23 protein-coding genes and 1 pseudogene are annotated in these 25,318 nt (G+C 73.5%); 6 read left to right on the top strand and 18 right to left on the bottom strand.

The genetic code is table 11. The annotated features are described in order from the left end of the window. Positions 1–5: 5 nt before the first annotated feature. From PKC53_RS11235 to PKC53_RS11175, 13 genes are all read right to left on the bottom strand, one after another. Positions 6–1,403 carry an AAA family ATPase gene (locus tag PKC53_RS11235; RefSeq protein WP_324428570.1) on the bottom strand — a complete coding sequence of 466 codons (1,398 nt, stop codon included), beginning with the start codon at positions 1,401–1,403 and terminating at the stop codon, positions 6–8. A 38-nt stretch (positions 1,404–1,441) separates the two neighbouring features. Then, positions 1,442–1,834 (bottom strand): DUF302 domain-containing protein, encoded by a 393-nt coding sequence (locus PKC53_RS11230; protein ID WP_324428569.1) that lies wholly within the window; start codon positions 1,832–1,834, stop codon positions 1,442–1,444. Between the two features lie 50 nt (positions 1,835–1,884). Beyond that, positions 1,885–3,162 (bottom strand): hypothetical protein, encoded by a 1,278-nt coding sequence (locus tag PKC53_RS11225; RefSeq protein WP_324428568.1) that lies wholly within the window; start codon positions 3,160–3,162, stop codon positions 1,885–1,887. A 160-nt stretch (positions 3,163–3,322) separates the two neighbouring features. Continuing rightward, a complete protein-coding gene (locus PKC53_RS11220; RefSeq protein ID WP_324428567.1) occupies positions 3,323–4,237 on the bottom strand; it encodes an MBL fold metallo-hydrolase in 915 nt (304 codons plus the stop codon). Positions 4,238–4,304: 67 nt separating this feature from the next. Beyond that, entirely contained in the window at positions 4,305–5,666 is a 1,362-nt protein-coding gene (locus PKC53_RS11215; protein WP_324428566.1) for an amidase, read from the bottom strand. Then, the gene (locus PKC53_RS11210; RefSeq protein ID WP_324428565.1) at positions 5,639–7,654 is read right to left on the bottom strand and encodes a TRAP transporter large permease subunit; all 2,016 of its coding nucleotides are present in this window, start codon (positions 7,652–7,654) and stop codon (positions 5,639–5,641) included. The genes PKC53_RS11215 and PKC53_RS11210 overlap by 28 nt, the downstream gene beginning before the upstream one ends. Beyond that, complete coding sequence (locus tag PKC53_RS11205) at positions 7,651–8,283, bottom strand: TRAP transporter small permease subunit (RefSeq protein ID WP_324428564.1); 633 nt, start codon at positions 8,281–8,283, stop codon at positions 7,651–7,653. Before PKC53_RS11205 ends, PKC53_RS11210 begins: the two co-directional genes overlap by 4 nt. A 94-nt stretch (positions 8,284–8,377) precedes the next feature. Then, positions 8,378–9,448, bottom strand: a complete 1,071-nt coding sequence (locus tag PKC53_RS11200) for a TRAP transporter substrate-binding protein (RefSeq protein WP_324428598.1) — start codon at positions 9,446–9,448, stop codon at positions 8,378–8,380. Between the two features lie 218 nt (positions 9,449–9,666). Beyond that, positions 9,667–10,233 (bottom strand): YceI family protein, encoded by a 567-nt coding sequence (locus tag PKC53_RS11195; RefSeq protein WP_324428563.1) that lies wholly within the window; start codon positions 10,231–10,233, stop codon positions 9,667–9,669. 67 nt (positions 10,234–10,300) lie between these two features. Then, positions 10,301–10,882, bottom strand: a complete 582-nt coding sequence (locus PKC53_RS11190) for a YceI family protein (protein ID WP_324428562.1) — start codon at positions 10,880–10,882, stop codon at positions 10,301–10,303. A 53-nt stretch (positions 10,883–10,935) separates the two neighbouring features. Beyond that, complete coding sequence (locus tag PKC53_RS11185) at positions 10,936–11,505, bottom strand: YceI family protein (RefSeq protein ID WP_324428561.1); 570 nt, start codon at positions 11,503–11,505, stop codon at positions 10,936–10,938. Further along, complete coding sequence (locus PKC53_RS11180) at positions 11,502–12,080, bottom strand: cytochrome b (protein ID WP_324428560.1); 579 nt, start codon at positions 12,078–12,080, stop codon at positions 11,502–11,504. The genes PKC53_RS11185 and PKC53_RS11180 overlap by 4 nt, the downstream gene beginning before the upstream one ends. A 102-nt stretch (positions 12,081–12,182) precedes the next feature. Then, the gene (locus PKC53_RS11175; RefSeq protein ID WP_324428559.1) at positions 12,183–12,983 is read right to left on the bottom strand and encodes a DUF4743 domain-containing protein; all 801 of its coding nucleotides are present in this window, start codon (positions 12,981–12,983) and stop codon (positions 12,183–12,185) included. A 206-nt stretch (positions 12,984–13,189) separates the two neighbouring features. Between PKC53_RS11175 and PKC53_RS11170 the strand changes: the two genes are divergently transcribed. Then, the gene (locus PKC53_RS11170; RefSeq protein WP_324428558.1) at positions 13,190–13,672 is read left to right on the top strand and encodes a BON domain-containing protein; all 483 of its coding nucleotides are present in this window, start codon (positions 13,190–13,192) and stop codon (positions 13,670–13,672) included. An 81-nt stretch (positions 13,673–13,753) separates the two neighbouring features. On the opposite strand, the gene PKC53_RS11165 is transcribed toward PKC53_RS11170, so the two are convergent. Then, entirely contained in the window at positions 13,754–14,209 is a 456-nt protein-coding gene (locus PKC53_RS11165) for a hypothetical protein (RefSeq protein WP_324428557.1), read from the bottom strand. A 53-nt stretch (positions 14,210–14,262) separates the two neighbouring features. Further along, positions 14,263–17,844, bottom strand: coding sequence for an indolepyruvate ferredoxin oxidoreductase family protein (locus PKC53_RS11160; protein WP_324428556.1), 3,582 nt, complete (start codon positions 17,842–17,844; stop codon positions 14,263–14,265). A 172-nt stretch (positions 17,845–18,016) separates the two neighbouring features. On the opposite strand from PKC53_RS11160, the gene PKC53_RS11155 reads away from it, so the two are divergent. From PKC53_RS11155 to PKC53_RS11140, 4 genes and pseudogenes are all read left to right on the top strand, one after another. Then, entirely contained in the window at positions 18,017–18,571 is a 555-nt protein-coding gene (locus PKC53_RS11155) for an Lrp/AsnC family transcriptional regulator (protein WP_324428555.1), read from the top strand. A 58-nt stretch (positions 18,572–18,629) separates the two neighbouring features. Next, the gene (locus tag PKC53_RS11150) at positions 18,630–19,772 is read left to right on the top strand and encodes a GGDEF domain-containing protein (protein WP_324428554.1); all 1,143 of its coding nucleotides are present in this window, start codon (positions 18,630–18,632) and stop codon (positions 19,770–19,772) included. 49 nt (positions 19,773–19,821) lie between these two features. After that, positions 19,822–20,703: an EamA family transporter gene (locus PKC53_RS11145; protein WP_324428596.1), complete on the top strand. Its 882-nt coding sequence runs from the start codon at positions 19,822–19,824 to the stop codon at positions 20,701–20,703. Beyond that, a pseudogene (locus PKC53_RS11140) lies at positions 20,700–21,353 on the top strand (protein-L-isoaspartate(D-aspartate) O-methyltransferase); the annotation flags it as partial. The gene PKC53_RS11145 and the pseudogene PKC53_RS11140, both read left to right, overlap by 4 nt. Before the next feature lie 193 nt (positions 21,354–21,546). Here the strand turns inward: PKC53_RS11140 and PKC53_RS11135 are convergent. Beyond that, complete coding sequence (locus tag PKC53_RS11135; RefSeq protein ID WP_324428553.1) at positions 21,547–22,569, bottom strand: MltA domain-containing protein; 1,023 nt, start codon at positions 22,567–22,569, stop codon at positions 21,547–21,549. 106 nt (positions 22,570–22,675) lie between these two features. Between PKC53_RS11135 and PKC53_RS11130 the strand changes: the two genes are divergently transcribed. Then, positions 22,676–22,798, top strand: a complete 123-nt coding sequence (locus PKC53_RS11130) for a hypothetical protein (RefSeq protein WP_324428552.1) — start codon at positions 22,676–22,678, stop codon at positions 22,796–22,798. Positions 22,799–22,807: 9 nt separating this feature from the next. On the opposite strand, the gene PKC53_RS11125 is transcribed toward PKC53_RS11130, so the two are convergent. Both PKC53_RS11125 and apaG read right to left on the bottom strand, forming a co-directional pair. After that, positions 22,808–24,850 (bottom strand): recombinase, encoded by a 2,043-nt coding sequence (locus tag PKC53_RS11125; protein WP_324428551.1) that lies wholly within the window; start codon positions 24,848–24,850, stop codon positions 22,808–22,810. Then, positions 24,847–25,221 carry a Co2+/Mg2+ efflux protein ApaG gene (gene apaG, locus PKC53_RS11120; protein ID WP_324428550.1) on the bottom strand — a complete coding sequence of 125 codons (375 nt, stop codon included), beginning with the start codon at positions 25,219–25,221 and terminating at the stop codon, positions 24,847–24,849. The genes PKC53_RS11125 and apaG overlap by 4 nt, the downstream gene beginning before the upstream one ends. Positions 25,222–25,318: the final 97 nt, after the last annotated feature.

Raw genomic sequence — 25,318 nt, 5'->3', positions numbered from 1 at the left:
CGCGGTCAGGCCGGGGCCGCCAGCACCACCGGCGCCGGGGCTTCACCGGCCAGCGCCGGGTCGACTGGCAGCGCGGCGAACCCGTCGCGCACCGCGGCCAGGCGGTCGAGCAGCGCCTGTGCCTGCGCCAGCGTCGCCGCCGGGCCCCGCCGCAGCCGGTCGGCCAGCGTCGGGGGCAGCCACAGCCGGTCGGCCAGCCTCGCCCGCAGCGCAGTCAGGCGCGCCTGCGCCTCGTCGCGCGCACGGCGCGCGTCGGCGGCCACCGCGTCGACCTGGGCGCAGCGCGCGTCGACGTGCACCGGGCTGAAACGCCGGCGCAGGCGCTGCTCGAGCGCCTCGGCGACGATGCGCAGCATGCCGCCCTCGGGCTGCGCGCCGCCGACCGCGCGCGCCAGCGCGATCTTGCCCGCCGCGTCGTCGCCTTCGTCGGCGGGCAGCGAACGTTCGATCTCGAGCTGCCGCTCGAACGCCTCGACGGCGCGCGCCAGCCACGGCAGGTCGTGCGGCGCGGCGTCGGCGACGCGCTCGACGAACCAGTCCACCAGCGCCGGCTGCTGCGCCGGCTCGTGCGCCAGCACGTAAGGCGCGAGCCACAGGTCGAACGCGTCGACCGTGGCGCGGTGCTCGGTGGCCGCCGCGGTGCGCAGCAGGCCGACGAACTGGCGCCAGCGACGGTCGGACACCGCGATGCCGTCGTCGCGCAGCCGCGCGCGCAGCGCGTGCAGCGCGTCGCGCAAGTCGTCGCCGAGCGCGACGCGGTCGCGCGCTTGCCGCACCGCGTCGCGCGCGGCGGCGCTCAGCGGCACCGGCGCGGCATCGCCGGGCGCCAGCGCGAGCAACGCGTCGAACGCCGCGTCGCTGACCGGCTGCACCGGCACGCGCACGAGGAAGCGGTCGTAGAACGCGAGCAGCGCCTCGTCGGCGGGCACCTCGTTGCTGGCGCCGACCACGCTGATCAGCGGCGTGCGCGCGCGGCCGGCGCCGTTGTCGAATTCGCGCTCGTTGAGCAGCGTCAGCAGCGCGTTGAGGATCGCCGAGTTGGCCTTGAACACTTCGTCGAGGAAGGCCACGCCGGCGGTGGGCAGGTAGCCGTCGACCAGGCGCTCGTAGCGGTCGGCCTCGAGCGCCTTCAGCGACAGCGGGCCGAACAGCTCTTCGGGCGTCGAGAAGCGCGTGAGCAGCCGCTCGAAGTAGCGGCAGTCGGCGAACGCGCGGTGCAGCCGGCGTGCCAGCTCGCTCTTCGCGGTGCCGGGCGGGCCGATCAGCAGCACGTGTTCGCCGGCCAGCGCGGCGAGCAGCGCCAGCCGCACCGCGGCGTCGCGTTCGAGCAGCCCGTCCTCGAGCGAGGCGATCAGCGTGCGCAGCGCCGCGACGGGCACGGGCGGGCCGGGGCGCGGTTCCATCGGCGCATTGTGACGCGCGCCGAGCGCGCGCCGGGCCGTCAGAGCGCGGCCATCACGCGTTGCAGCCGCTCGCGCACCTGCGCCGCGACCTGCGCCAGCGCCGCGCTGTCGGACAGCCGGCGCATCGCGTCGGGGTCCATGAACTCGACCTGCACCGCGCCGGCGGCGTCCTGGCGCACGACGACGTTGCACGGCAGCAGCAGGCCGATCGTCGGCTCGGCCTCGATCGCCTGGCGCGCCAACGGCGGGTTGCACGCGCCGAGGATGCGGTACGGCGGCATGTCGTGGTCGAGCTTCTTCTTCATCGTCGCCGCGACGTCGATCTCGGTGAGGATGCCGAACCCCTCGGCGGCCAGCGCCGAGGTCACGCGTGCGACCGCGTCGTCGAAGGACATCGCGACGGTCTTGCCGAAGCCATAGGCGTTTTGCATGGACTGCTCCTGTTCGAATCGGAGCGCGCATTGTCGCGCCCGCCCGGGCCTCAGCGCCCGAGGATGCCGCGCAGCAGGTCGCTGGCCTTGGGCAGCAGGCGCGGCTTGTCCTCGGCAGGGGGCGCCTCGGCGTCCGGCGGCCGCTGGCGATCTTCGCCACCGACGTCGACGCCGAGCATCGCCATGGTGGTCGACTTCACGCGCACCTTCACCGCCCACTGCGGCTCCCACGCCACCTTCGGGTCGGTGGGCCGCGGCGGCTGGGCCAGGTTCAGTTCGCTGCCGTAGGCGATCGCGCGCAGCATCGCGCCGCCCGCGGCGAAGATGCCGCGCGGCACCGCGCACTCGGTGACGGTCGGCGCGAGCAGCACCTTGTCGCGCAGCCAGCGGTCGACGGCGGCGTTGGTCTGGTAGTCGAGCAGGCCGAATCCGCTGTCGGGCAGTTCGCTGGAGGTCCAGATCACCATGTGAGCCTCTTCGCCGTCCTTCTGGCCCATCGCCATCAGGAAGTAGGCGCGCGCGTGCGGCAGCGCCGTCCAGCCCAGTCGCGTGGCGCCGCCGGCCTCAGTCTGCGCGATCGCCAGCGGGGGCATCAGGTCCTGCGCGGCGGGCAGCCTGAAGCGCAACCCGTCGGGCACGCCACTGCCGGCGAAGGCGTGCTCGCCGACCAGGGTGGCCTGGGCCGGCAGCATGCGCGCGTCCTGTTGGTTGGGCCAGGCCGGCCGGCCGACGGCGGCATGCGCGCCGCGCTGCGTCGCCCGCCGGCCCTTGAGGACCTGCGCCAGTTCGGCACCGGCCGCGTGCAGCGGGGTCTTCGCCAAGTCGACCGTGCGCGGCTGGCCGGGACGCACCGCCTCGCCGCAACCCCAGTACAGCGAGAACTTGCCGCGCGGTTCCTCGCGCCCCTCGTCGGGCTCCTCGTCGTCGCGCTCGGGCGGAGGCGCCTTCTGCGTCCTCGGCGACACCAGCTGCAGCGTCGGCGCCAGCCCCGAACCGTCGGGCACGCTGTGCGTGGCCTGCGCGAGCGTGGGGTTGGCGCGCGTGGCCAGCGTGACGTCCATCCAGCGCCCGGGCGGATCGGTGCGCGTGTGGCCGAACGCGTTCTTCGCGTTCGACCCGCCGCCGAACAGGCTGCCCAGCGCGGCCATCGGGCTGCCGTCCATGCCCATCATCGCGCCCATGCCGGCCATGCCGGTGGACGTGCCGAGGTCGATCCAGACCTGCGCCACCGGCGGGCTGACCTGCTGCGTCGCAGGTTGCGCGAGCGCCGCAGCGGGCCAGACGACGGCGGTGGCGAGCAAGCCCCGCAGGGCGTTGGCGTGAGGCATCGCTTCCCTTCTTCGCCCGCGATGCGGGCCGGTCCGGCGTGGCCGGTGCCGGCGACGAGTATCGCGCGGGCCGCAGGCGCAGGGCCGTGCAGGTGCCACGCCGGGAGCGGGCGGATCGCGATGCCGCGCCGCGGTACCGCGGCGGCGATCGGACCCGCGCTCAGGTCGGCGGACCGTCGTGCACCACCCCGTCGCGCACGTGCAGCGCCGCGCCGGCAACGAGTTCGTGCACCAGCGACTCGCCCCAGCCGTGCAGGCTGCCGCCGGGGCGACCGAGGTCGTGCCACACGCGGCGCAGGTACGGCGTGTCGCCGACCCACAGCAGCAGGCGCGGCAGGCTCTGCGCACGCTCCTCCATCAGGTGGTACTTGAGCAGCACCTTGGCGGCGTGGCGGCGGTGGCGCTGCGGGTCGGCGCGCAGGCGGTCGAGCAGCGCGCGCGCGCGCTGCAGCGCGCCGGGCACGTCGTTGAACGGCGCGCCGTGACCGGGGACGACCCAGCGCGCGCCCAGACCGGCGATCAGCTCCAGCGTCGCCGCGACCTCGTCGAAACCCGGCTCGCCGACCAGCTCGGGAAACACCACGCCGAAGCCGTTCTCCCACAGCGCGTCGGCCGAGATCAGCACGCCGTGCCGGTCGTCGAACAGCACCACCGAGTGCGGGTCGTGCCCCGGCGCGGCCAGCACCTGCCAGCGGCGGTCGCCGAGCTGCAGCGTCTCGCCCGGCGCCACCGTGCCGTGCGGCTCGAAGCGTTCGCAATGCTGCCGCGTCGGGCGGTAGCTCAGCGCGTCTTCGTCCCAGTCGACCGCCGCGTGCCACTGCCCCGGCGGGATGAACACCTTGGCGCCGAACGCGCGCTGCAGCGCGGCGTTGCCGCCGCAGTGGTCGGAATGCAGGTGCGTGTTGACGACCGCCGCCAGCGTCGCGCCGCGCAGCGCGTGGCGCACCAGCGCGACGGTCTGCGCGGCGTGGCGGCAGTGGCCGCTGTCGACGAGCACCGCGCCGCCGTCGTCGCCGGCGAGCAGCACGTTGTTCGACGACAGCCACCCGCGTTCGAGCACGGTCAGCCCGTTCATGACCGGGTGCGAGACCGTCCTGGCCGTGTCGACACTGGGGGTGAAGGCGCCGGTCACGTCGGTCGGCTCAGCGGGCGCAGCACTGCCACAGCCACTGCGCGGTGCGCAGCAGGCGGGCGTCGCCGCCGCGCCGCGCGACCAGCTGCACGCCGATCGGCAGCCCGTGGGCGCCGCGCAGCAGCGGCAGCGTGACCGCGGGCAGCCCGGTGGCCGTCCACAGCGTGCACATGATCGGGTCGCCGGTGGACGCCAGCCCGGCCGGCGCCTCGCCGGGGGCGGCCGGCGTGAGCAGCGCGTCGAAGCGCTCGAACGCCGGCGCCAGGTCGTCGGCGAAGCGGGCGATGCCGGCCAGCGCGAAGCGGTGCGCGACCGCGCTGACCTGCCGCCCGCGCTCGATCTGTCCGCGCAGCGACGCCGACAGGCGCTCGCGCCCGCGCTCGTAGAGGTCGTGGTACGACCCGGCGATCTCGGCTTCCATCACGTCGCGGTGCCAGTCGACCACCTGCGCGGCCTGCGCCGGCAACGTGCCATCGGCGACGTGCCCGCCGAGCGAGCGCCGCAGCGCGTCGAAGGCGAGCGCGGCGTCGGGCGCGACGCGGTCCCAGAACGGCGTGGGCACCCAGCCCAGTCGCGGCGGCGTCGGCGGCGTCTGCATCGCGGTGGCGTGCAGCGGCGGTGCGGCGCGCAACTGCGTCGCCCCGTCGTCGGGGTCGTCACCGACCAGCACCTCGGCCAGCAGCGCGGCGTCGGCGACGCTGCGCGCGAACACGCCGATCTGGTCGAAGCTCGGCGACTGCGTCAGCACGCCGCTGCGGCCGATCCAGCCGAACGTCGGCTTGTAGCCGACCACGCCGCAGAACGACGCCGGCCGGATCACCGAGCCGTTGGTCTGCGTGCCCACCGCCAGCGGCACCTGGCCTGCGGCCACCGCGGCGGCCGAGCCGCTCGACGACCCCCCGGGCGTGTGCGCCGGGTCGTGCGGGTTGCGCGTGGGGCCCGGGGCGTAGGTGGCCAGCTCGGTGGTCACCGTCTTGCCCATCACCAGCGCGCCGGCGGCGCGCAGCCGGCGCGCCAGCGTCGCGTCGTGCGCCGGCTGGCGGCCGGCGTGCAGCGTGGTGCCGTTCTCGGTGGGCAGGTCGCGCGTGTCGACGATGTCCTTCAGCCCCACCGGCAGGCCGATCGCGGGGCCGCAGGCCTCGCCGGCGGCGCGGCGCGCGTCGATCGCACGCGCCTGCGCGCGCACGTGCGCCGGGTCGAGGTGCTGCCAGGCGTGCAGCCGCGGCTCGGTGGCGTCGATGCGCGCCAGCAGCGCGTCGGCGTAGTCGAGCGCGGCGAGCGTGCCGTCGGCGATGCGGCGCGCCGCATCGACGGCCGCGAGCGCGGCCAGGCCGCCGGGCGCGCTCAGCGGTACAGCACGGTCGGTAGCCACATCCCGATCTCGGGGAACACGTAGAGCAGCACGATGGCGACGATCTGGATGCCCATGAACGGCAGCATGCCGGCGAAGATCTGGTTCAGCGTGACGTGCGGCGGGCTGACGCCCTTGAGGTAGAACGCGCTCATCGCCACCGGCGGGCTGAGGAACGCGGTCTGCAGGTTCAGCGCCACCAGCAGGCCGAAGAACAGCGGGTCGACGCCGAAGTTGTCGAGCAGCGGGATGAAGATCGGCATGAAGATGACGATGATCTCGGTCCACTCCAGCGGCCAGCCCAGGATGAAGATCAGCACCTGGCTGAGGATCAGGAACTCGGTCTTGCTCAGGTTCAGGCTCATCACCCAGCGTTCGACCAGTTCCTGGCCGCCCAGCAGCGCGAAGGCCGCCGAGAAGATCGCGCTGCCGACGAACAGCCAGCACACCATCGCGCTGGTCTTCGCGGTGAGGAACACCGACTCCTTGAGCATCGTCCAGTTGAACTGCCTGTAGGCCACCGCCAGCAGGAAGCCGCCGAACGCGCCGACCGCCGCCGCCTCGGTCGGCGTGGCGAGCCCGAAGACGATCGAGCCGAGCACCGCCAGGATGAGGACCATCAGCGGGAAGAAGCTCGACAGCAGCATCTTGAAGATCTCGAGGCGCTGGAAGCTCAGCAGCGCGTAGAACGCCAGCAGCGCGGCGCCGCCGACGCCGACGCCGATCCACCAGCCCGTCGTCGGTGCGCGGCGGCCCGCCTCGCCGGCGTCGCCCGCCGCCGCGCGGCCGGGCTCCTGCAGGCCGGCGCCGGGCGGCTCCTGCACGCCACCGGCACCCGGTGGCTCCTGCACTGTGCCACCGGCACCCGGCGGCTCCCGAAGGTCGCTCCCGCCGGCGCCCGGTGGCTCCTGCAGGCCGGCACCGGGGGGCTCGGCGAGGCCTTCGGCGCCGGGCGGCTCGGCGAGCTCGCCTTCGCCGGGTGCATCGTCGCGGTCGGCGCCGAGGCCCAGTGGCGTCAGCCCTTCGACCGTCGGCGTGACCGGCGCGACGGAGGTGTTGGCCTGCCAGCTCCACGCGGTGACCAGCAGGAACAGCAGCGCCGGCAGCAGCGCGACGAACAGCTGGCGCAGCAGGTAGCCCGCCGGCACGTCGGCGTTGCGGCGGCCCTTCAGCGCGGTCAGCAGCGCCGGCAGCGCCCGCGTCGAGATGCCCTGCGCCAGCGCGCGCAGCGGCGCCGGCAGCTCGACGCGGCGCTCGTCTTCGGTCAGCGGCGGCATCAGCGCAGGCTTCACCTTGGCCAGCAGCATCACGTACAGCACGTACAGGCCGGCGAGCATGATGCCGGGGAAGAACGCGCCGGCGTACAGCTGCACCACCGACACGCCGGCGGTGGCGCCGTAGACGATCAGCAGCACCGACGGCGGGATCAGGATGCCCAGGCAGCCGCCGGCGGTGATCGCGCCGGCGGACACGCGCACGTCGTAGCCGGCGCGCAGCATCTGAGGGAACGCCAGCAGCCCCATCAGCGTGACCACCGCACCGACGATGCCGGTCGCGGTGGCGAAGATCGCGCAGGTGAACAGCGTCGCCACCGCCAGCGAGCCGGGCACGCGCGCCATCGACAGGTGCAGGCTCTTGAACAGCTTCTCGATCAGGTTCGCGCGCTCGACCAGGTAGCCCATGAAGACGAACAGCGGCACCGAGATCAGCACGTCGTTGCTCATCACCGAGAACGCGCGCTGCACCATCAGGTCGAGCGTCTGCTTGACCGCGCCGGCCGCGGTCTGGCCGCCCGAGTGGTAGGCGAAGAAGCCGAAGATCATGCCCATGCCCATCAGCGTGAACGCCGTCGGGAAGCCGAGCATGATCGCCACCACCACCAGCGCGAGCATCAGCAGGCCGTAGTGGCCGTTGGTCATCTGCTCGATGCCGAGCAGCAGGTAGACGATGCCCGCGAGGATCAGCCCCATCAGGCCGAAGCCGAACCACAGTTCGCGGCGGACCTTCATCGCGCGGCTCCCGGCCTGGCCTCGTGCGCGACGACGACGGCGTCGAGCGCGGCGATGTCCTCGTCCTTCACGTGCACCATCTCCTTGAGCTTGTCGACGTCGACCTCCTCGACGTCGTGCTCGCGCGACGGCCAATGCCCGTCGCGCAGGCACACGACGCAGCGCACGATCTCGACGAAACCCTGCAGCAGCAGCATCAGCCCGGCGAACGGGATCATGAACTTGAACGGGTACATCGGCAGCGGCGTCGCCGAGAACGTGCTCTCGCGGATCGCCAGCGACTCGTTGAAGTAGGTCCAGCCGGCCCAGGTCAGCGCGACGATGCCGGGCAGGAAGAACACGACGTACAGCACCAGGTCGATCGTGGCCTGCGTGCGCGGCCGGAAGAAGCCGTACAGCACGTCGCCGCGCACGTGGCCGTTCTTGCTCAGCGTGTACGCGCCGGCCATCATGAACAGCGTGCCGTACATCATGATCTGCGCGTTGATCGCCCAGTCGGCGGGGTCGTTCAGCACGTAGCGCGCGAACACCTCCCAGCTGATCTGCAACGTGAGCACGACGATCAGCCAGGCGAAGGCCTGGCCGATCCAGGTCGACAGCCGGTCCACGGCCAGCAGCAGGGCTTGCATCGGGGTACTCCTCGGGGAATCGTTCGGCGTCGTCAACAAGAAGGGCCACCGGCCTTGCGGCAACGGTGGCCCCCTGGACGGCCGGCCCGGCCGGTCAGCTGCGGCGGCGGAAGTAGTGGTTCCAGGCCATCTTGAAGTCGACGGTGTAGTCGTTCCACCACGACCCGGCGCGCTCGGCGAAGGCGCGCTGGCTGTCGAGCACCTTCTTGAACATCGCGTTCTCGGCGCCCCGCTTCTCCATGATCTTGTCCCACGACGCCAGCTGCGCGCGCAGGATCGCGTCGGGCGTCTTGTAGAACTTGACGCCGGCCTTCTTCAGCTCGATGTAGTCCTGCGAGTTGCGCTGGATCGCCTTCCAGCTCATGTCGGCGCTGGCCGCCTGCACCGCGTAGTCGATGATGGCCTTCAGCTCGCCGGGCAGCGCGTCGTACTTGGCCTTGTTGAACAGGATCTCGAACTGCTCGCCGCTCTGGTGGAAGCTCTGCAGCATGCAGTTCTTCACCACGTCGGGGAAGCCGAGCACGCGGTCGGACGAGGCGTTGTTGAACTCGGCGCCGTCAATCAGGCCGCGGTCGAGCGCGGGCACGATCTCGCCGCCGGGCAGCGGGTTCACCGCGACGCCCATGTCGGTGTACATGTCCACCGCCAGGCCGACGGTGCGGAACTTGAGGCCCTTGACGTCCTCGACCTTGGCCACCGGGTTCTTGAACCAGCCGAACGGCTGCGTCGGCATCGGCCCGTAGAGGAACGAAACGACGTCGATGTTCAGGCTCTTGTAGATCTCGTCGAGCAGCTGCTTGCCGCCGCCGTAGTAGTGCCAGGCCAGCAGCATGTTCGGGTCCATGCCGAACGACGGGCCCGAGCCCCACAGCGCCAGTGCCGAGTTCTTGCCGTAGTGGTAGGCCACGACGCCGTGGCCGCCGTCGAGGGTGCCCTTGGCCACGCCCTCGAGCAGCTGGAACGCCGGCACCACCGCGCCGGCGGGCAGCACCTCGATCTTCAAGCGGTTGCCCGCCATGTCGTTGACCTTCTTCGCGAAGTCGTTGGCGTACTCGTGGAAGATGTCCTTCGCCGGCCAGGTGCTCTGGAAGCGCAGCGACACGGTCTGCGCCACCGCGGTCATCGGCGCGGCCACCGCCGCGGCGCCGGCGACGGCGGAGCCCATGAAGCGACGGCGCGAGGCCTTGGGCTTGGCGGTCGGTCGAGCGGCGTGGGAAGGCTTGTCGGTCATCGTCGGGGTCTCCTGTGAGGGCTGGATGGCGGGGCGGGAGGGGCCCGCGGGCGCATGCCACGGCACGCGCAGGCGTGCGGCCTTGCCGCTGCAGTATTCTGTGCGCGTCGCCGGTCGGGCAATTGGGTCTAACCCGGCGGCCGCGCAGCGGCTCAGCGGCGCAGCGCCTCGACCTGGATCACCAGCCGCACGCGGTCGGCGATGAACGGCAATCCGAAATCGGCGCCGAACTCGCTGCGGTGCAGATGCGCTTCGAAGTCGCCACCGCAGACCTCGGTGCGTTGCCGCGCGTCGTCGCGACACGCGAAGTGCAGCGCGCGCAGCGCCAGCGGCCGGCTGATGCCGCGCCACGTCAGCTCGCCGCGCAGTTCGCGAAGCCGCTCGCCGTCGAAGCGCCAGTCGGCGGCGACGAAGAAGGCCTCGGGGTGGTCGTCGGCAGCGAGCAGGTCGTCGCGCCTCAACCGGGCGTCGAACGGGGCGACGCCCGTGTCGACGCTGGCCATCGGGATGCGCAGGCCCACGTGGCCACGCCGGGCGCCGCGGTCGAAGTCGACCGCGCCGCGCACCGGGCCGATGCGTCCGCGCATCGTCGAGGTGCCGAAGTGCAGCACCTCGAAGTGCACGAAGGTGTGCGCCGGGTCGAGGTCGTAGACCGCCGCGGCCGCCGGGCCGGCCAGCGTGCACAGAACTGCGAACACGGCCGGGGCGATCGCGCGCATGCGCGATGGTCGCGCCGATCGAGGCGCCGCGTCGGCCGGGGCGGCGGTGACCCCGGCGGCGATGGCGTTACTGCTTGATCGCCTCGACCTGCACCAGCAGGCGCACCTCGTCGGGGAAACCCATCTCGAGGCCCCAGTCGACACCGAACTGGCTGCGCTTGATCGTGGCGACGAAGTCGCCGCCGCAGACCTCGCGCTTGAACATCGGGTTGTCGTAGCAGTTGAAGTTGGTCGCCTTCAGCGTGACCGGGTGCGTCCTGCCGCGCAGCGTCAGCCGTCCCGGCACCTCGGCGACCTTGTCGCCGTCGAACACCATGCGCTCGGCGACGAAGGTGGCCGTCGGGTGGTTGGCGGCATCGAAGAAGTCCTTGCTGCGCAGGTGTTCGTTGAAGGGGCCCACGCCGGTGTTGATCGACGCGGTGTCGATCGAGATCTCGACCTTGCCGGTGCGCGCGGCGCGGTCGAACTGCACGCTGCCGGTCTTCTTGTCGAAGCGGCCGCGGTTGGTCGAGGTGCCGAAGTGCGGAATCTCGAAGGTCACGAAGGTGTGTGTCGGGTCGATCGCGTACGTGGCGGCGTGCACGGGCACGGCGGCCGCGAGGCATGCCACGGCCGCGGCTGCGGCGAGGGCGGGGCGCAGGGTCGTCATCGGAGTCACTCCTGTGGGAAAAGGAAGAAGGGGGAAGGTGCGATTCGTACGGGTCAGGGTGCGGCGACGCCGGCGAGCACCAGCTTGAAGCGCACCTGCACGTCGTTGGCGACCATCGACATGTCGGCCCAATCGCCGTCGCCGATGCGGAAGTCCAGGCGCCGGATCACGAAGCTGCCGCTGGCGATGGTCTGGCCGCCGCTGCTCGCCAGCGCGACCGGCACGACGACCTCGCGCTGCGCGCCCTTGATGCCGAGCTGGCCGACCACCTCGTAGCGGCCCGCGCCGACCGCCCTGATCGCGTTCGAGCGGAACGTCGCCTGCGGGAAGCGCGCCGTGTCGAACCACGGCGCCTTGACCACTTCGGCTTCGCTCTCGGGCGCGCCCATCGTGATGCTCGCCAGGTCGATGGTCATCGCCACGCGGCCGGCGGCCGGGTTCTTCGGGTCGAAAGCGAGTTGCGCGTCGAACTGGCGGAAGCGGCCGTCGACCGGCACGCCCATCTGGCGGCTGGTGAAGGCGATCTCGCTGCCGGCCTTGACCAGCTGCTGCGCTGCCACGGGCGCGGCGGCGAGCGCGGACAGCGCGACGGCGGCTGCGAGTCGTCGGAGGTGTTCGGTCATCGTCGTTGAAGCGAAGGGTTGCCCGCTCGGGCGCGCACCGGCCACATGCGCAGCAGCAGGCCGTCGCGGTCGATCCAGTGGTGCTTGAGCGCGGCGAGCGCGTGCAGCGCGACCAGCGCCGCCAGCGTGTACGCCAGCGCGCCGTGCCAGGGCTTGATCGCCTCGGCCAGCGCCTTGTCGGCGGGGACGAAGTCGGGCAGCGGCAGCACGCCGAACACGACCAGCGGGAAGCCCGCGGCCGAGCTGTACGCCCAGCCGACCAGCGGCACGGCGAAGAACAGCAGGTACAGCGCTCGGTGCGTGCCATGTGCGACGCGGCGCTGCCAGGCGGGCATCGCGACGTCGGGCGGCGGACGGTGCGTGAGGCGCCACAGCAGCCGCAACGCCGACAGCGTGAGGATCACGACGCCGGCCCACTTGTGCCAGTTGTACAGCTTCAGCCGCGCCGGCGAGAACGGCAGCGACGTCATGTACGCGCCCAGCGCCAGCGACCCGAGGATCAGCAGCGCGAGCAGCCAGTGCAGCGTGATCGCGGTCGCGGTGTAGCGCGTCGGGTTCGGCGTCGAAGTCGGCATCCAGGGGAGTGTCTGCGCCGTGCGCGGCCGCGGGGTTCAGCGCGGCTGCGGGCAGGCTTCAATCGGCTTGAACGCAGCCGCACGGGCGACCGCGCGCGGGGCTCAGGGTTCCGCGGCCCACAGCGCCGCGGCGCGCGCGGCCAGCCGGCGATGCGCGTGGGCGTCGAGCAGGTGGTGGCGCAGCGCGAAGTCCAGCGTCACCAGTGCGGCGTCGACGGTCATCGCGCCGCCGGCGGCCAGCGCGATCGCCTCGGCCACCGGCAGGCGCTGCACGGCCGCGACCTCGCCGTCCTGGTTGCGCGGTGTCAGCGCCGGCGGCAGCGGCAGGTCCCACACGTGCACCCGCTCGACCTGCAGGCCCTCGGCGATGTCGCGCTCGACGGCGATCACGCGCCCGCGGCGCGCCGCGGACATCGTCGCGGCGTCGAGTCCGGCTTCCTCCCAGCCCTCGCGCACCAGCGCCTGCCACGGTGTCTGGCCGTGCGGCACCCCGCCGCCGACCAGGTTGTCGTGCAGCCCGGGGTCGGTGGCCTTGTGCGGCGAGCGCTGCGCGACCCACAGCCACTGCGGCCGCCCCCGCGCACCGGCGACATAGCCGTTGGCATGCGCGCCCAGCGTCAGCGCACCCCAGAAGCGCGCGGCGGCGCGCTCGATCACCGCCAGCGGGGCGCGCGTGCGCGGGTGCCGCAGCGTGAAGGCCTCGTCGCGCCAGGCACGCACCAGGCCTTCGGCGCGCAACGCGGCGTGCACCTCGGCCAGGCGGGCGTCGAGGTCGTCGAGCGCGTGCAGCCGCACCGCGTCGGCGTCGACCTGCAGCAGGCCGGGCCAGCGGCGCAGCGCGTCGAGGTGCTCGCGCGCCACCGAGCCGATCGGCTCGGCGTGCTGGCCCAGGCGCACGGGCACGCGGGGGCGCCGCCGTTGCCGCGCCTGTTCGATGGCGGGCCAGTCGGCGGCGGGCGCGGGTTGTATCGCGTCACAAGTGTAGGCGGCGTGTCGGACGCGTCCGACAGCCGATCGCGCCGGCGACCGACGCCCGCCGCGGCGGGTACTGCCTACAGTGGCGCGACGGAGGCCGGCGGCGACGCGCCGCGGCCGCGAGGAGACCAGGCATGCGATCGAACATCCAGTGCACGAGCGGCACGCGCCTTCAGGTGCCGGGCGTCGCGGCGCTCGTGTTGGCGGCGATGCTGACGGCGTGCGGCCGCAGCGAGCCCGAGGCCACGGTCGGCCAGCGCATCGACGCGGTGGTGGCCGGCGTCGAACGCCGGTCGCAGGCGCTGGCCGATCAGGCGAACGACGGCGTCGAACGCGTCAAGGACGCGGCGACCCACGCGCTCGACGCCGGCAAGCGGGGCGCGGCCATGGCGGCCGATCGACTCGGTGATACGGCGGTCACGGCGCGCGTCAGCGCGGCGCTGCTCGCCGACCCGGCGCTCGGTGCGCTGGTGATCGACGTCGACACGCGCGACGGCGTGGTCACGCTCAGCGGCATGGCCCCCACCGCCGACGCGCGCCGGCGCGCGAGCCGCGTCGCGTCGGCGGCCGAGGGGGTCGTGCGCGTCGACAACCGGCTGCGCGTCGGCACGTCCTGAGCGCCGGGCCCGTGGCCCGCGGCGCTCACTTCGAACCGCGGCGCGCCGGCGACGATGCCGCCGCGCCCGGCGTGGGCGGCGCTACTGCACGCGGCGTACGCGCGGCGACTGGTTCTGTCCCTCGATCTCGAGGAAGAAAGAGCCCAGCGCACCCTTGCGGATACGCACGCGCGGGCTGTCGAGGCGGTACACGCCGCGGCTGCCGTCGCTGATCTGCCAGACCTGCCCGTTGGCCAGGCGGATCTGCGTGCGCGCGTCCCAGCCGTCGAAGCGCCCGGGGATGTGGCTCTCGACGGCGTCGACCGCCGGCGCCGGTTCGCGCAGCCCGAAGCGCGCGGCCGGGTCGGCCGGCGGCGCGGCCGGTGCCGCGCCCGTCGGCACCGCCGCGGAGGCCGCCGGCAGCGCCAGCGCGTCGTAACACGCCAGCCGCGCCGCGGCGTCACCGATCGCGCGGCAGCGCTGCAGGTCGGCCGCGGTCGCGGCGAGCAGCGGTGGCGCCGCGCACAGCGCGGCCAGGAGCAGGGCGGGTCGCTTCATCGACGTGGTCTTCAGGTTCGCGAGGCCGGATTGTCGCCGGCGCGGCCGCCGGTTCACGCGGCGCGCCGCAGCCCGCCGGCGTCGGGGCCGCCGCGCCAGCGGCCGAGCAGTTGCTGCCACTTCGTGCGCGCCGCCGCGAGGTGGCGCGCCTTCACGTGACCGTAGCCGCGGATGTCCTCGGGCACGCGCGCGATCTCGACCGCCAGTGCGAGCCGCTCGGCGCTCAGGGCGCGCAGCAACTCGTCGATGCAGGCGCGGTACTCGCCGATCAGCGCGCGCTCGGTGCGCCGTTCCTCGGTGCGGCCGAACGGGTCGAACGCCGTGCCGCGCAGCCCCCTGAGCCTGGCCAGCACGCCGAAGGCGGTGCGCATCCACGGCCCGAATGGGCGCTTGACCAGCTCGCCGCGGTCGTTCCTCTTCGCGAACAGCGGCGGCGCCAGGTGGTGCACCAGCCTGTAGTCGCCCTCGAACGTCGACGCGATCTTCGCGACGAACGCCGCGTCGGTGTGCAGCCGCGCGACCTCGTACTCGTCCTTGTAGGCCATCAGCTTGAACAGGTAGCGCGCCACCGCCTCGGTCAGCCGCGTGCTCGACAGCGGCGCCTCGGCGGCGCGCACCTTGTCGACGAAGGCCCGGTACTCGGCGGCGTAGGCGGCGTTCTGGTAGCCGGTGAGGAACTCGACGCGCTTGGCGACCATGTCGTCGAGCGAGGGGCGCTTGACGAACTCGATGACCTGCGCGCCCTGGTACAGCGCGCGCACCGCGGCCAGGTCGTGTGCGCAGCGCCGGCCCCACTCGAAGGCGGCCTTGTTCGCCTCGACCTGCACGCCGTTGAGCTCGATCGCGCGCAGCAGCGCCGCCTGGCTCAGCGGCACGCGGCCGCGCTGCCACGCGTAGCCGAGCATCAGCGGGTTGGTGTAGATGCTGTCGCCGAGCAGTCGCACCGCGACCTCCTCGGCGTCGAAGGCGCCGACCAGGTTCGCGCCGGCGGCGCTGCGCAGCGCGGCCTCGCAGCCGGCGCCCGGGAACTGCCAGTCGGGGCGGTGCACGAAGGCCGCGGTCGGCGTGCCGTGCGTGTTCAGCGCGACGTAGGTGCGGCCCTCGGCGATCGCCGCCAGCGTGGTCTTGCCGGCGGCGACGATCGCCTCGCAGCCGATCACCAGGTCGGCCTTCGCGAGGTCGACCTTGGTGGTGTGGATCGCGTCGGGATGGTCGGCGATCTGCACGTGGCTCCAGGTCGCGCCGCCCTTCTGCGCCAGGCCGGCCGAGTCCTGCGTGACCACGCCCTTGCCCTCGAGGTGTGCGGCCATGCCCAGCAGCTGGCCGATGGTGATCACGCCGGTGCCACCGACGCCGGCGACGACGATGCCGTACGCCGTCGCGGCCGCCGGGACCGCGGGCTCGGGGATCGCAGGCAGCGCGAACGGGTCGGCGCTCTGGTCCCTCTTGGGCCTGCGCAGTTGCCCGCCCTCGACGGTGACGAAGCTCGGGCAGAAGCCCTTGACGCAGGAGAAGTCCTTGTTGCAGGTGCTCTGGTTGATGCGCCGCTTGCGGCCGAACTCGGTCTCGACCGGCTCGACCGACAGGCAGTTGCTCTGCTCGCTGCAGTCGCCGCAGCCCTCGCACACCAGCTCGTTGATGACGACGCGCTTGGCCGGGTCGGCCATCGTGCCGCGCTTGCGCCGGCGGCGCTTCTCGGTGGCGCAGGTCTGGTCGTAGATCAGCGCGGTGCACCCGGCGACCTCGCGCAGCTCGCGCTGCACCGCGTCGAGCTCGTCGCGGTGGCGCACCGTGACGCCGGCGGCCAGGCGCTGCTTGACGCCGGCGTCGTCGTACTTGGCCGGCTCGTCGGTGACGACGACGATCTTCTTCACGCCCTCGGCGTCGAGCTCGCGCGTCATCTCGGGCACGCGCATCGTGCCGTCGACCGGCTGGCCGCCGGTCATCGCCACCGCGTCGTTGAACAGGATCTTGTAGGTGATGTTCACGCCCGAGGCCACCGCCTGGCGGATCGCCAGCAGCCCCGAGTGGTAGTAGGTGCCGTCGCCGAGGTTGGCGAAGAGGTGGCCGTCGGTGGTGAACGGGGCCTGGCCGACCCAGCTCACGCCCTCGCCGCCCATCTGGCTGAAGGTCACAGTGCTGCGGTCCATCCACACCGCCATGTAGTGGCAGCCGATGCCGGCCGCGGCGCGCGAGCCCTCGGGCACGCGGGTGCTGGTGTTGTGCGGGCAGCCGCTGCAGAACCACGGGATGCGGTCGCCGGTGGTCACCTCGGTGGCGGCCATCGCGCGTTCCTTGGCCTCGATCACCGCGATGCGCGCGTCGATGCGCGCCGCGACGTCGCTGCCGGCCGGCACGATGCCGGTCTTCTTCAGCCGCCGCGCGATCGCCTTGGCGATGATCGCCGGCGTCAGGTCGGCCTTGGCGCGCAGCAGCCAGTTCTCGCTGGGGTTCGGCCGGCTCCACTCGCCGCCGCTGTGGTCGCCCTCGGGCTCGTCGAACTTGCCGAGCACGTCGGGGCGCACGTCGGGGCGCCAGTTGTACAGCTCCTCCTTGAGCTGGTACTCGATGACCTGGCGCTTCTCCTCGACGACGAGGATCTCGCGCAGCCCGGTGGCGAAGGCGCGCGTGATCGTCGCCTCCAGCGGCCACACCACGTTGACCTTGTGCAGCCGGATGCCCAGGCGCCGGCAGGTGTCGTCGTCGAGGCCCAGGTCGGCCAGCGCCTGGCGAGTGTCGTTGAACGCCTTGCCGCTGGCGATGATGCCGTAGCGGTCGTGCGGGGTCGAGACGACGTCGTGATTCAGCCGGTTCGCGCGCACGTAGGCCAGCGCCGCGTACCACTTGTAGTCCATCAGCCGAGCCTCCTGCTCGAGCGGCGCGTCGGGCCAGCGGATGTGCACGCCGCCGGGCGGCATGACGAAGTCCTCGGGCAGCACGATGGACACGCGGTCGGGGTCGACCGACACCGAAGCGGCCGACTCGACGACCTCCTGGATCGTCTTCATGCCGGCCCACACCCCGGCGAAGCGGCTCATCGCGAAGGCGTGCAGCCCCATGTCGAGGATGTCCTGCACGCTGCTCGGGAAGAACACCGGCAGGCCGCAGGCCTTGAAGATGTGGTCGCTCTGGTGCGCCGCGGTGCTGCTCTTCGCGACGTGGTCGTCGCCGGCGATGGCGATCACGCCGCCGTGCCTCGCGGTGCCGGCCATGTTGGCGTGCTTGAACACGTCGGAGCAGCGGTCCACGCCGGGACCCTTGCCGTACCAGATGCCGAACACGCCGTCGAACTTGCGGCTCTGCGGGAACAGGTCGAGCTGCTGCGTGCCCCACACCGCGGTGGCCGCGAGCTCCTCGTTGACGCCGGGCTGGAACACGATGTGCTGCGCCGCCAGGTGCTTCTTCGCCTGCCACAGCGCCTGGTCGTAACCACCCAGCGGCGAGCCGCGGTAGCCGCTGACGAAGCCCGCGGTGTTCAGACCGGCCAGCGCGTCGCGCTGGCGCTGCAGCATCGGCAGGCGCACCAGCGCCTGCACGCCGCTCATGAAGGCACGACCGTGTTCGAGCGCGTACTTGTCGTCGAGCGTGACGCTCTCGAGGGCCTGGCGCACGGCTTCGGGCAGGGGGGCGTTCATCGGGTCGGGCTCCGTGGGATGGGGTCGGCGCGGCGGCGTCCGGCCGGGCTCGTGACCCGGTGGCGCGCGACGTCCAGTGTAGGAGCCTCGCGCCGACAGGTGTTTTCCTTTCATGCGCATGGGGGCATGATGCGAGCATGATCCTTTCGTCAATCGACTATTTCCGGCGCCGATGACCACGCCGATCCAGGAATCAGGGAAAACCAGAAGGGCGACCGGCGCCGACGGCGGCGACGCGCACGGCCCCGGCCTCGACCGCTTCGACCTCGCGATCCTGCGCGAGCTGCAGCGCGACGCGCGGCTGTCCAACGCCGAGTTGGCGTCGCGCATCGGGCTGTCGGCGGCGCCGACCTGGCGACGCGTGCGCTGGCTCGAGGAGCAGGGTTACATCACCGGCTACCGCGCCGAGATCGACCGCCGGCGCATCGGGCTGGGCGTACTCGCGTTCGTGCGCGTCGACACCGAGCGCGCGAGCGGCGCGGCGATGCGCGAGCTCGAGGAGGCGATCCGCGCGCTGCCCGAGGTCATCGCCTGCCACTACGTCAGCGGCAGCGGCACCTTCGAGCTGCAGGTGATGGCCACCGACCTCGACGCCTACGCGCACTTCTCGGTCAACACGCTGCTGAACCTGCCGAACGTGAAGGACATCCACACCCGCTTCTCGCTCGGCGAGGTGAAGGCCGGCGCGGCGCTGCCGCTGTTGCACCTGTCGCCGCCGCGGCGCTGAGGCGCTGCGGCGCCGGGCGGGCCGCAGCGACGAGGCCTGGGGTACGCTCGCGCCCACGATGCCGGCCGCAGACCCCACCGCGTCGCCCGCGCTGCCGCCCGAGCCCGGCGCGGCGTCGACGTGGCGCGACCTGCTGCTCGGCGCCGAGCCGGCGCTGCGGCTGCGCGTCGCGCAGGTCGGGCTGGCGCTGCTGCTGATGACGGTCAGCGTCGGCGCGCTGCACTACGCCGCGCTGGTCGGCGGCGCGCCGCGCGGCTGGGTGTGGCTGTGGTCGGCGCTGTCGCTGGGTGGGCTGCTGCTGGCGTACCTGCTGATCCGCAGCGGCTGGTCGCGCCGGCTCGACGATCCGTCGATGACCGTGCCGCAGATGGTCTACGCGGTGGCCTGCTCCGCCGGCGCCTACGCGCTGGCCGGGCCGCTTCGCGGCGCGGTGCTGCCGGTGCTGGTGGTGATCCTGATGTTCGGCATGTTCCAGCTGCGCCCCGGGCGCGTCGCCGCGGTGGGCGGCTACGCGGTGGCGCTGTTCGGCGCGGTGATGGCGACGCTGGCCGTGCTGCACCCCGAGGTGTACCGCCCCGAGGTCGAGCTCGGCCACTTCCTGATCGTCGCGACGATGCTGCCGGCGGTGGCGCTGCTGGCGGGGCGGCTGTGGCGGTTGCGCGAGCGCGGGCGGCGCCAGCGCAAGGCGCTGGCCGCGGCGCTGGTGCGCATCCGCGAACTGGCCACGCGCGACGAACTTACCGGGCTGATCAACCGCCGCCACATGGTCGAGCTGCTCGAGCAAGAGCGCCAGCGCAGCGTGCGCTCGGGCCAGCGTTTCTCGATCGCGCTGATCGACCTCGACCACTTCAAGGAGATCAACGACCGCCACGGACACGCCGCCGGCGACGCGCTGCTGCGTCGCTTCGCGCAGGAGGCGCTGGCGTCGATCCGCGCCGCCGACGTGCTGGCGCGCTGGGGCGGCGACGAGTTCGTGCTGCTGCTCACCGGCGCCGGTGCCGCGCTGGCGCGCAGCGGCGTCGAGCGGCTGCTCGCGCGGCTGGCGCAGCCGCACGGCACGAACGCCGCCGAGCCGATCCGCTTTTCCTGCGGGCTGACCGAGCACATCGCCGGCGAGCCGGTGTCGCAGGCGCTCGACCGCGCCGACCGTGCGCTGTACGAGGCCAAGTCGCAGGGGCGCGGCCGCGTCGTGGTCGCGTGAGCCGGGCATGACGACTCGCGCCGCTGCCACCGCCGCCCCGCACGCCGGACTGCCGTGGTCGCACCTGCTGCTGGGGCTGGCGGTGGTCGCGGTGTGGGGCAGCAACTTCGTCGTCATCAAGTCGGCGCTGGCGCACCTGCCGCCGCTGTTCATGGCGCTGCTGCGCTTCGCGCTGGCGTTCCTGCCGGCGGCGCTGCTGGTGCCCCGGCCCGCGGTGCCGTGGCGCCAGCTCGCCGCCTACGGCGTGCTGATCGGCGCCGGCCAGTTCGGGCTGCTGTTCCTCGCGATGACGCAGCACATCTCGCCGGGGCTGGCGTCGCTGGTGATCCAGGTGCAGGTGTTCTTCACGATCGGGCTGGCGGCGCTGTGGGGCGGCGAGCGCGTGCGCCGCATCCAGCTGCTGGGGCTGGCTTGCGCCGCCGCCGGGCTGGCGTTGATCGCCGCGCGCGGCGACGCCAGCGCGACGCCGCTGGGGCTGGCGCTGGTGCTGCTCGCCGCCGCAAGCTGGGCCGCCGGCAACCTGGTGGGCCGGCGCGCCGGGCGCGTCGACATGCTCGGTTACATGGTCTGGTCGAGCGCGTTCGCGCTGCCGCCGCTGCTCGCGCTGTCGCTGTGGTTCGAGGGGCCGCAGGCGATCGCCCAGGGCCTGCGTAGCGCCGACGCCGGCACCTGGCTCGCGGTGGCCTGGCAGGCCGCGGGTAACACGCTGTTCGGCTACGCCGCCTGGGGCTGGCTGCTGGTGCGGCATGCGGCGGCGACGGTCACGCCGCTGGCGCTGGGCGTGCCCGTGTTCGGCATCGGCGCGTCGGCGCTGTGGCTCGGCGAGGCGCTGCCGGCGTGGAAGTTGCTCGCCGCCGCGCTGGTGCTCGCCGGTCTGGCGCTGAACCTGCTGTGGCCGCGGCTGGAGGCCGCGCTGCGCGCCGCCCGATGACGACCGACCCGCACGCCGACGCGCGCCGGCGCTTGCTCGCCGAGGTCGACGCCGACTTCGCCGCCACCGCCGCCGAGACGGGCTGCGCGCGCGCCGGCGACGCGGTGCGCGCCGCCCTGCTCGCGGTGCCGCGCGAGCGGTTCGTGCCTTCGCCGTGGCGCGACGAGGCGTTCGACAACCGCCCGCTGCCGATCGGCCACGGGCAGACGATCTCGCAGCCGTTCATCGTCGCGCTGATGACCGAGCTGCTCGCGCTGCGGCCGCACGAGCGCGTGCTCGAGATCGGCACCGGCTGCGGGTACCAGGCGGCGGTGCTGGCGCGCTTGGCGCGGCAGGTGGTCAGCGTCGAGATCGTGCCCGAGCTGTCGGCGCGCGCCGCGGCGACGCTGGCCGAGCTGGGCGTGGGCAACGTCGGGCTGCACGTCGGCGACGGCCACGCCGGCTGGCCGCCCGGCGCGCCGTACGACGCGATCATCGCCACCGCGGCGGCGGCGCAGGTGCCGCCGGCCTGGCTCGAGCAGCTGGCGCCGGGTGGCCGGCTGGTCGCACCGATCGGCGCGCAAGGCGGCGCACAGTGGCTGCAGTGCTGGCACAAGGACGCGCAGGGCCGCGCCGCGCCGCGGCGCACGCTGGCGGTGCGCTTCGTGCCGCTGGTCGGCGTGGCTGGCGAGACGCAGAACCGCAACCGGTCGACGTCGCCGCGCCGCGCCGGGTGCGACCCGCGCGCAGCTCGGGGCCATCCAGCGGCCGCCGCGCACCCGGCGTTGCCGCTGCGCCGGCGGCGCCCCCTCGAGTCGCAGTCTCCGAAGGGCACTTGCCTGATGCGCCTGCGGGGGACGATCGCTATTCCCGCGGCCAGAGCACCCACATGCGCAGCGGCTGCTTCATGCGCCCGGCCTGCGCCTCGGCGTCGCCGTCCCAGCCCCAGAAGTAGTCGGCACGCACTGCGCCGACGATCGCGCTGCCGGTGTCCTGCGCCATCACGAGGCGGCGCAGCGGCGCGGCCGACAGCGGCGCCGTGGTGTCCAGCCACACCGGGGTGCCGTAGGGGATGCTCTTCGGGTCGACGGCGATCGAGCGCTGCGGTGTCAGCGGCACGCCCATCGCACCGCGCGGGCCGACACCCGGGTCGGGCAGCGCCTCCTCGCGGAAGAACACGACGCGCGGGTTGGCCCACAGCATCTCCTGCACGCGTCCCGGGTGCCGCCGCGCCCAGGCCTTGATCGCCGGCCACGACGCCTGCTCGGCGGCGAGCTGCCCCTGCTCGATGAGCCAGCGCCCGACCGAGCGGTACGGGTGGTCGTTGTGCCCGGCGTAGGCCACGCGAACGGTGCGCACCCGTGCGTCGGGCTCGGTCAGGCGCAGGCGCCCCGAGCCCTGGATCTGCAGCACCAGCGCGTCGAGCGGATCGGCGACCCAGGCGATCTCGCGCCCGCGCAGCGCCGCGCGCGCGGCCGGCAGCGTGTCGAGCTGCTGTCGTGTCCAGTACGGGCGGCGCGTGCCGAGGTCGTCGGGCGGCGCGTGCAGCGGCGTGCGGAACACGGCGTCGGGCACGCGGCGCGCGTCGATCAGCGGCTCGTAGTAGCCGGTGATCAGCCCGTCGGCGCGGCCGTCGCGCGACTCGACGCGGTACGGCTGCAGGTGGCGCATCAGCCACTCGCGCGTTGCCGCGTCGTCGCCCGGCTCGGTCAGCAGCGCCGTCGCGCACAGCGCGGCCCAGCCGGGCGGCGGGCGCTCGCAGCCGCGCAGCAGCGCCGGCCAGGCGTCGGCCAGCGCGTCGGCGTCCCAGCCGGGCAGCGCGTCCCAGGCCACCGGCACCCAGCGCGAGCGCTCGCGCAGGATCGGCGTGGGCGTGCCGGGGGCCACCGGCGCGACGACAGCGGGCGACGGCGGCGGGGCCGCCGGCGGGGGCACGGCGCAGGCGGCGAGCGCGCCTAGAATCGCCGCCGCCGTCCAGCGAACCGACCCGACGATGTGGCTGCTCCTGCTCGAAGCCCTGGCGGCGCTGCTGCTGCTGGTGTTCATCGTCTGGTGGACGATGTTCTCCGGACGCAAGGGCGGCGAGCGGCCCGGCGACGACGATCCCCCGCGCTGAATCATCGCCTCAGGGCTGCGCCGCGACCTTCGGCGGCCACAGGAAGCTCAGCGGACGGCGGCGCAGTCTGGCGCGCACCGCGCGCGCGATGCCCGCGCGCTCGCGGACCTGCACGCCCTGCGCGCGCAACGCCAGCTTGAACGCCAGGTAGAAGCTCACGCCGACGTTGAGCGCGCCGGTGACGACGATGCCGGCCACGCACCACCAGAAGTCGGGGCGCAGCACGATGTCGCTGCCGAGCGCGCCGGCCGCCGCGGCCAGCTGCCCGGTCGACAGCGTCACGTGGCGCACGTCCAGCGGCAGCGCGAAGAAGCCCAGCACCGCCGGCACCAGCCCGAGCATCAACCCGAGCGAGACGTTGGCGGCCACGCCCGACACGTTGGCACGCCACCACGCCGCCCAGCGCTGCGCGCGCGTGGCGCCCAGGCGCGAGACGAAGGCCGGGTTGTGCGCGATCGCGCTGTCGAGGCGGTGGAAGACGAACCAGTTCTCGACCCAGCCGGCGATCAGCGAGCTGGCGAACAGCAGCACGCCTGTGAACGCCGCAAACAGCGCGGTGGGGCCGAGCAGCGTCAGCGAGTGCAGCACGTGCTCGGCCGTGTCGGCGCCCACCGGCGGCTGCCCGAACAGCAGCGCGCTGCCCCACTGCACGCCGAACACCAGCGGGAACACGAGCGCGAGGTTGCCCAGGATGCCCGCCGCCTGCGAGCGGATCAGGTTCGCGATCTCGTCGACGAACGCGGCGAGCTGGTGGTCGCCCATCTGCTCGTCGAGCTTGGCGGCCATCGCCGGAGCGGTCATCGCCGGCTGTTTGGTGGCCACCGTGAAGCCCAGCAGCATGATCAGCACGAAGCTGGCGGCGTAGTTCAGCCCCGCGGACAGCCCGGCCCAGAACGCCGACAGCCCCAGCGCGCCGATCGCGAACTTCACGAACGTGGTGCCGGCCATCACCGCGCCGCCGCCGGCCGCGGCGCGCAGCATGTGGCGGTACTCGGCGGCGTTGCGCGTGATGTAGTGGCTGCCGGTCTCGGCGCTGCGCTCGGTCATCTTGCGCGCAAGCAGCGAGTAGTGGCGCGCGAACAGCGCGCGCAGGCTGCGCCGGCGCTGCGCGACCTCGGCCAGGTCGGCGAGCACGCGCGCGACGTCGTGCGCAGGCCGCGGCGAGACCAGGCAGCCGATCACCTCCTCGAGGCGTCGCGCGCGCGACTTCAGCTGTTCGACCTCGAACACGATGTCGACCGACACGCCGTAGTCCTCGAGGTGCGCGTGCACGCTGTCGGCGGCGCGCCGGCACGCGTCGATCAGCGCGTGCAGGAAGGGCAGGCGCACCACCGCCTGCGCGGTGTCGCCGTCGCGCAGCAGCGCCAGCACCTCGGCCACCGCGGGGCCGAGCTGGCGGAAGGGTCGGTCGGCGAGCAGCCCGGCATCCATGCGCAGGCGCAGCGGCGTCGAGAAGCCCGCCGCGGCGATGCTGGTGGCCAGGAAGTTCGCCGCGTCGATCAGCGGCGCGCGCCACACGCCGCTGCCGAGGCCGGGGTCGGCCTGCGCGGCCGGGCGCATCAGCGCGACCAGGCGCTGCAGCGTCGGCTCGTCGAGCGCGCGCAGCCACGCGGCGTCGCCCGGCGCCGGGAACAGCAGCACGAACAGTCGCGACAGCTCGCGCGTCTCGGGTGTGGCCGGCAGCAGGTGCAGCGCGAGGCGGTGGCGCAGCTCGCCCCACAGCGACATGCGCGTGCCGTAGCCGAGGTCGGCGAACAGCGACGCCACGTCGACCTCGCTCCAGAAGCGCGCCAGCAGCGCGGCGACGCGTTCGCGGTGCGGCTCGTGGCGCTCGAGCAGGTTCAGCAGGTGGCGCAGGCGCAGCACCGGCAACGGCGTGCGCGCCTCGTCGCGCTCGACGCCGGTGTCCGAGCGTAGCCACTCGGTCAGCCGCACGAGCCAGAGGTGGCGCTCGGCCAGGCCGGCGCGCGGGTCGGCGGCGTTGAGCAGCGCGGTCAGGTCCCAGCCGCCACGCGCGCGGCGGGTGGCCCGGGTGGCGGCGGCGGCGCTCAATGCAGGCCGTGCGCGCGGGCCAGCGGGAACTCGACCGGCGCCTCGAAGGCGTGCGCGTCCTCGGTCATGCAGTAGTAGGTGCCGCGCATCGTGCCGGTGGGCGTGGCCAGCCGCGTCCAGCTGGTGTACTCGAAGCGCTCGCCCGGCTTGAGCAGCGGCTGGTGGCCGACCACCGCCAGCCCGCGCACCTCCTCGGTGCGGCCGTGGGCGTCGGTGATCACCCAGCGCCGGGCGACCAGCTGCGCGGCGACGTCGCCCGTGTTGGCGATCGTCACCGTGTACGCGAAGGCGTGATGGCCGTCGCCCGACTGCTCGGGCAAGTACTGCACCTTGACGCTGCAGGTGAACTCGGGTCGGGTGCTGCTGGCCATGGAGCGATTCTGTCAGGCTCCTAGAATCCGCGGATGCCCGTCTACCGCATCGCCCCGAGCATCCTGTCGGCCGACTTCGCGCGCCTGGGCGACGAGG

The organism is Azohydromonas sp., from assembly GCF_035325925.1.
GTDB lineage: Bacteria > Pseudomonadota > Gammaproteobacteria > Burkholderiales > Burkholderiaceae_C > Calidifontimicrobium.
Note: the sequence above shows the minus strand (reverse complement) of the source record. Positions and strands in the feature narration are given on the sequence as shown.

What these genes read in the sequence shown, in the direction of transcription:
- PKC53_RS11130 (WP_324428552.1), top strand. Translation starts at nt 22,676, where the DNA reads ATGTGGCTGCTCCTGCTCGAAGCCCTGGCGGCGCTGCTGCTGCTGGTG.
- PKC53_RS11185 (WP_324428561.1), bottom strand. Translation starts at nt 11,505, where the DNA reads ATGACCGAACACCTCCGACGACTCGCAGCCGCCGTCGCGCTGTCCGCG.
- PKC53_RS11180 (WP_324428560.1), bottom strand. Translation starts at nt 12,080, where the DNA reads ATGCCGACTTCGACGCCGAACCCGACGCGCTACACCGCGACCGCGATC.
- PKC53_RS11205 (WP_324428564.1), bottom strand. Translation starts at nt 8,283, where the DNA reads ATGCAAGCCCTGCTGCTGGCCGTGGACCGGCTGTCGACCTGGATCGGC.
- PKC53_RS11165 (WP_324428557.1), bottom strand. Translation starts at nt 14,209, where the DNA reads ATGAAGCGACCCGCCCTGCTCCTGGCCGCGCTGTGCGCGGCGCCACCG.
- PKC53_RS11160 (WP_324428556.1), bottom strand. Translation starts at nt 17,844, where the DNA reads ATGAACGCCCCCCTGCCCGAAGCCGTGCGCCAGGCCCTCGAGAGCGTC.
- PKC53_RS11150 (WP_324428554.1), top strand. Translation starts at nt 18,630, where the DNA reads ATGCCGGCCGCAGACCCCACCGCGTCGCCCGCGCTGCCGCCCGAGCCC.
- PKC53_RS11170 (WP_324428558.1), top strand. Translation starts at nt 13,190, where the DNA reads ATGCGATCGAACATCCAGTGCACGAGCGGCACGCGCCTTCAGGTGCCG.
- PKC53_RS11155 (WP_324428555.1), top strand. Translation starts at nt 18,017, where the DNA reads ATGACCACGCCGATCCAGGAATCAGGGAAAACCAGAAGGGCGACCGGC.
- PKC53_RS11220 (WP_324428567.1), bottom strand. Translation starts at nt 4,237, where the DNA reads ATGAACGGGCTGACCGTGCTCGAACGCGGGTGGCTGTCGTCGAACAAC.
- PKC53_RS11195 (WP_324428563.1), bottom strand. Translation starts at nt 10,233, where the DNA reads ATGCGCGCGATCGCCCCGGCCGTGTTCGCAGTTCTGTGCACGCTGGCC.
- PKC53_RS11210 (WP_324428565.1), bottom strand. Translation starts at nt 7,654, where the DNA reads ATGAAGGTCCGCCGCGAACTGTGGTTCGGCTTCGGCCTGATGGGGCTG.
- PKC53_RS11230 (WP_324428569.1), bottom strand. Translation starts at nt 1,834, where the DNA reads ATGCAAAACGCCTATGGCTTCGGCAAGACCGTCGCGATGTCCTTCGAC.
- apaG (WP_324428550.1), bottom strand. Translation starts at nt 25,221, where the DNA reads ATGGCCAGCAGCACCCGACCCGAGTTCACCTGCAGCGTCAAGGTGCAG.
- PKC53_RS11200 (WP_324428598.1), bottom strand. Translation starts at nt 9,448, where the DNA reads ATGGGCTCCGCCGTCGCCGGCGCCGCGGCGGTGGCCGCGCCGATGACC.
- PKC53_RS11190 (WP_324428562.1), bottom strand. Translation starts at nt 10,882, where the DNA reads ATGACGACCCTGCGCCCCGCCCTCGCCGCAGCCGCGGCCGTGGCATGC.
- PKC53_RS11225 (WP_324428568.1), bottom strand. Translation starts at nt 3,162, where the DNA reads ATGCCTCACGCCAACGCCCTGCGGGGCTTGCTCGCCACCGCCGTCGTC.
- PKC53_RS11235 (WP_324428570.1), bottom strand. Translation starts at nt 1,403, where the DNA reads ATGGAACCGCGCCCCGGCCCGCCCGTGCCCGTCGCGGCGCTGCGCACG.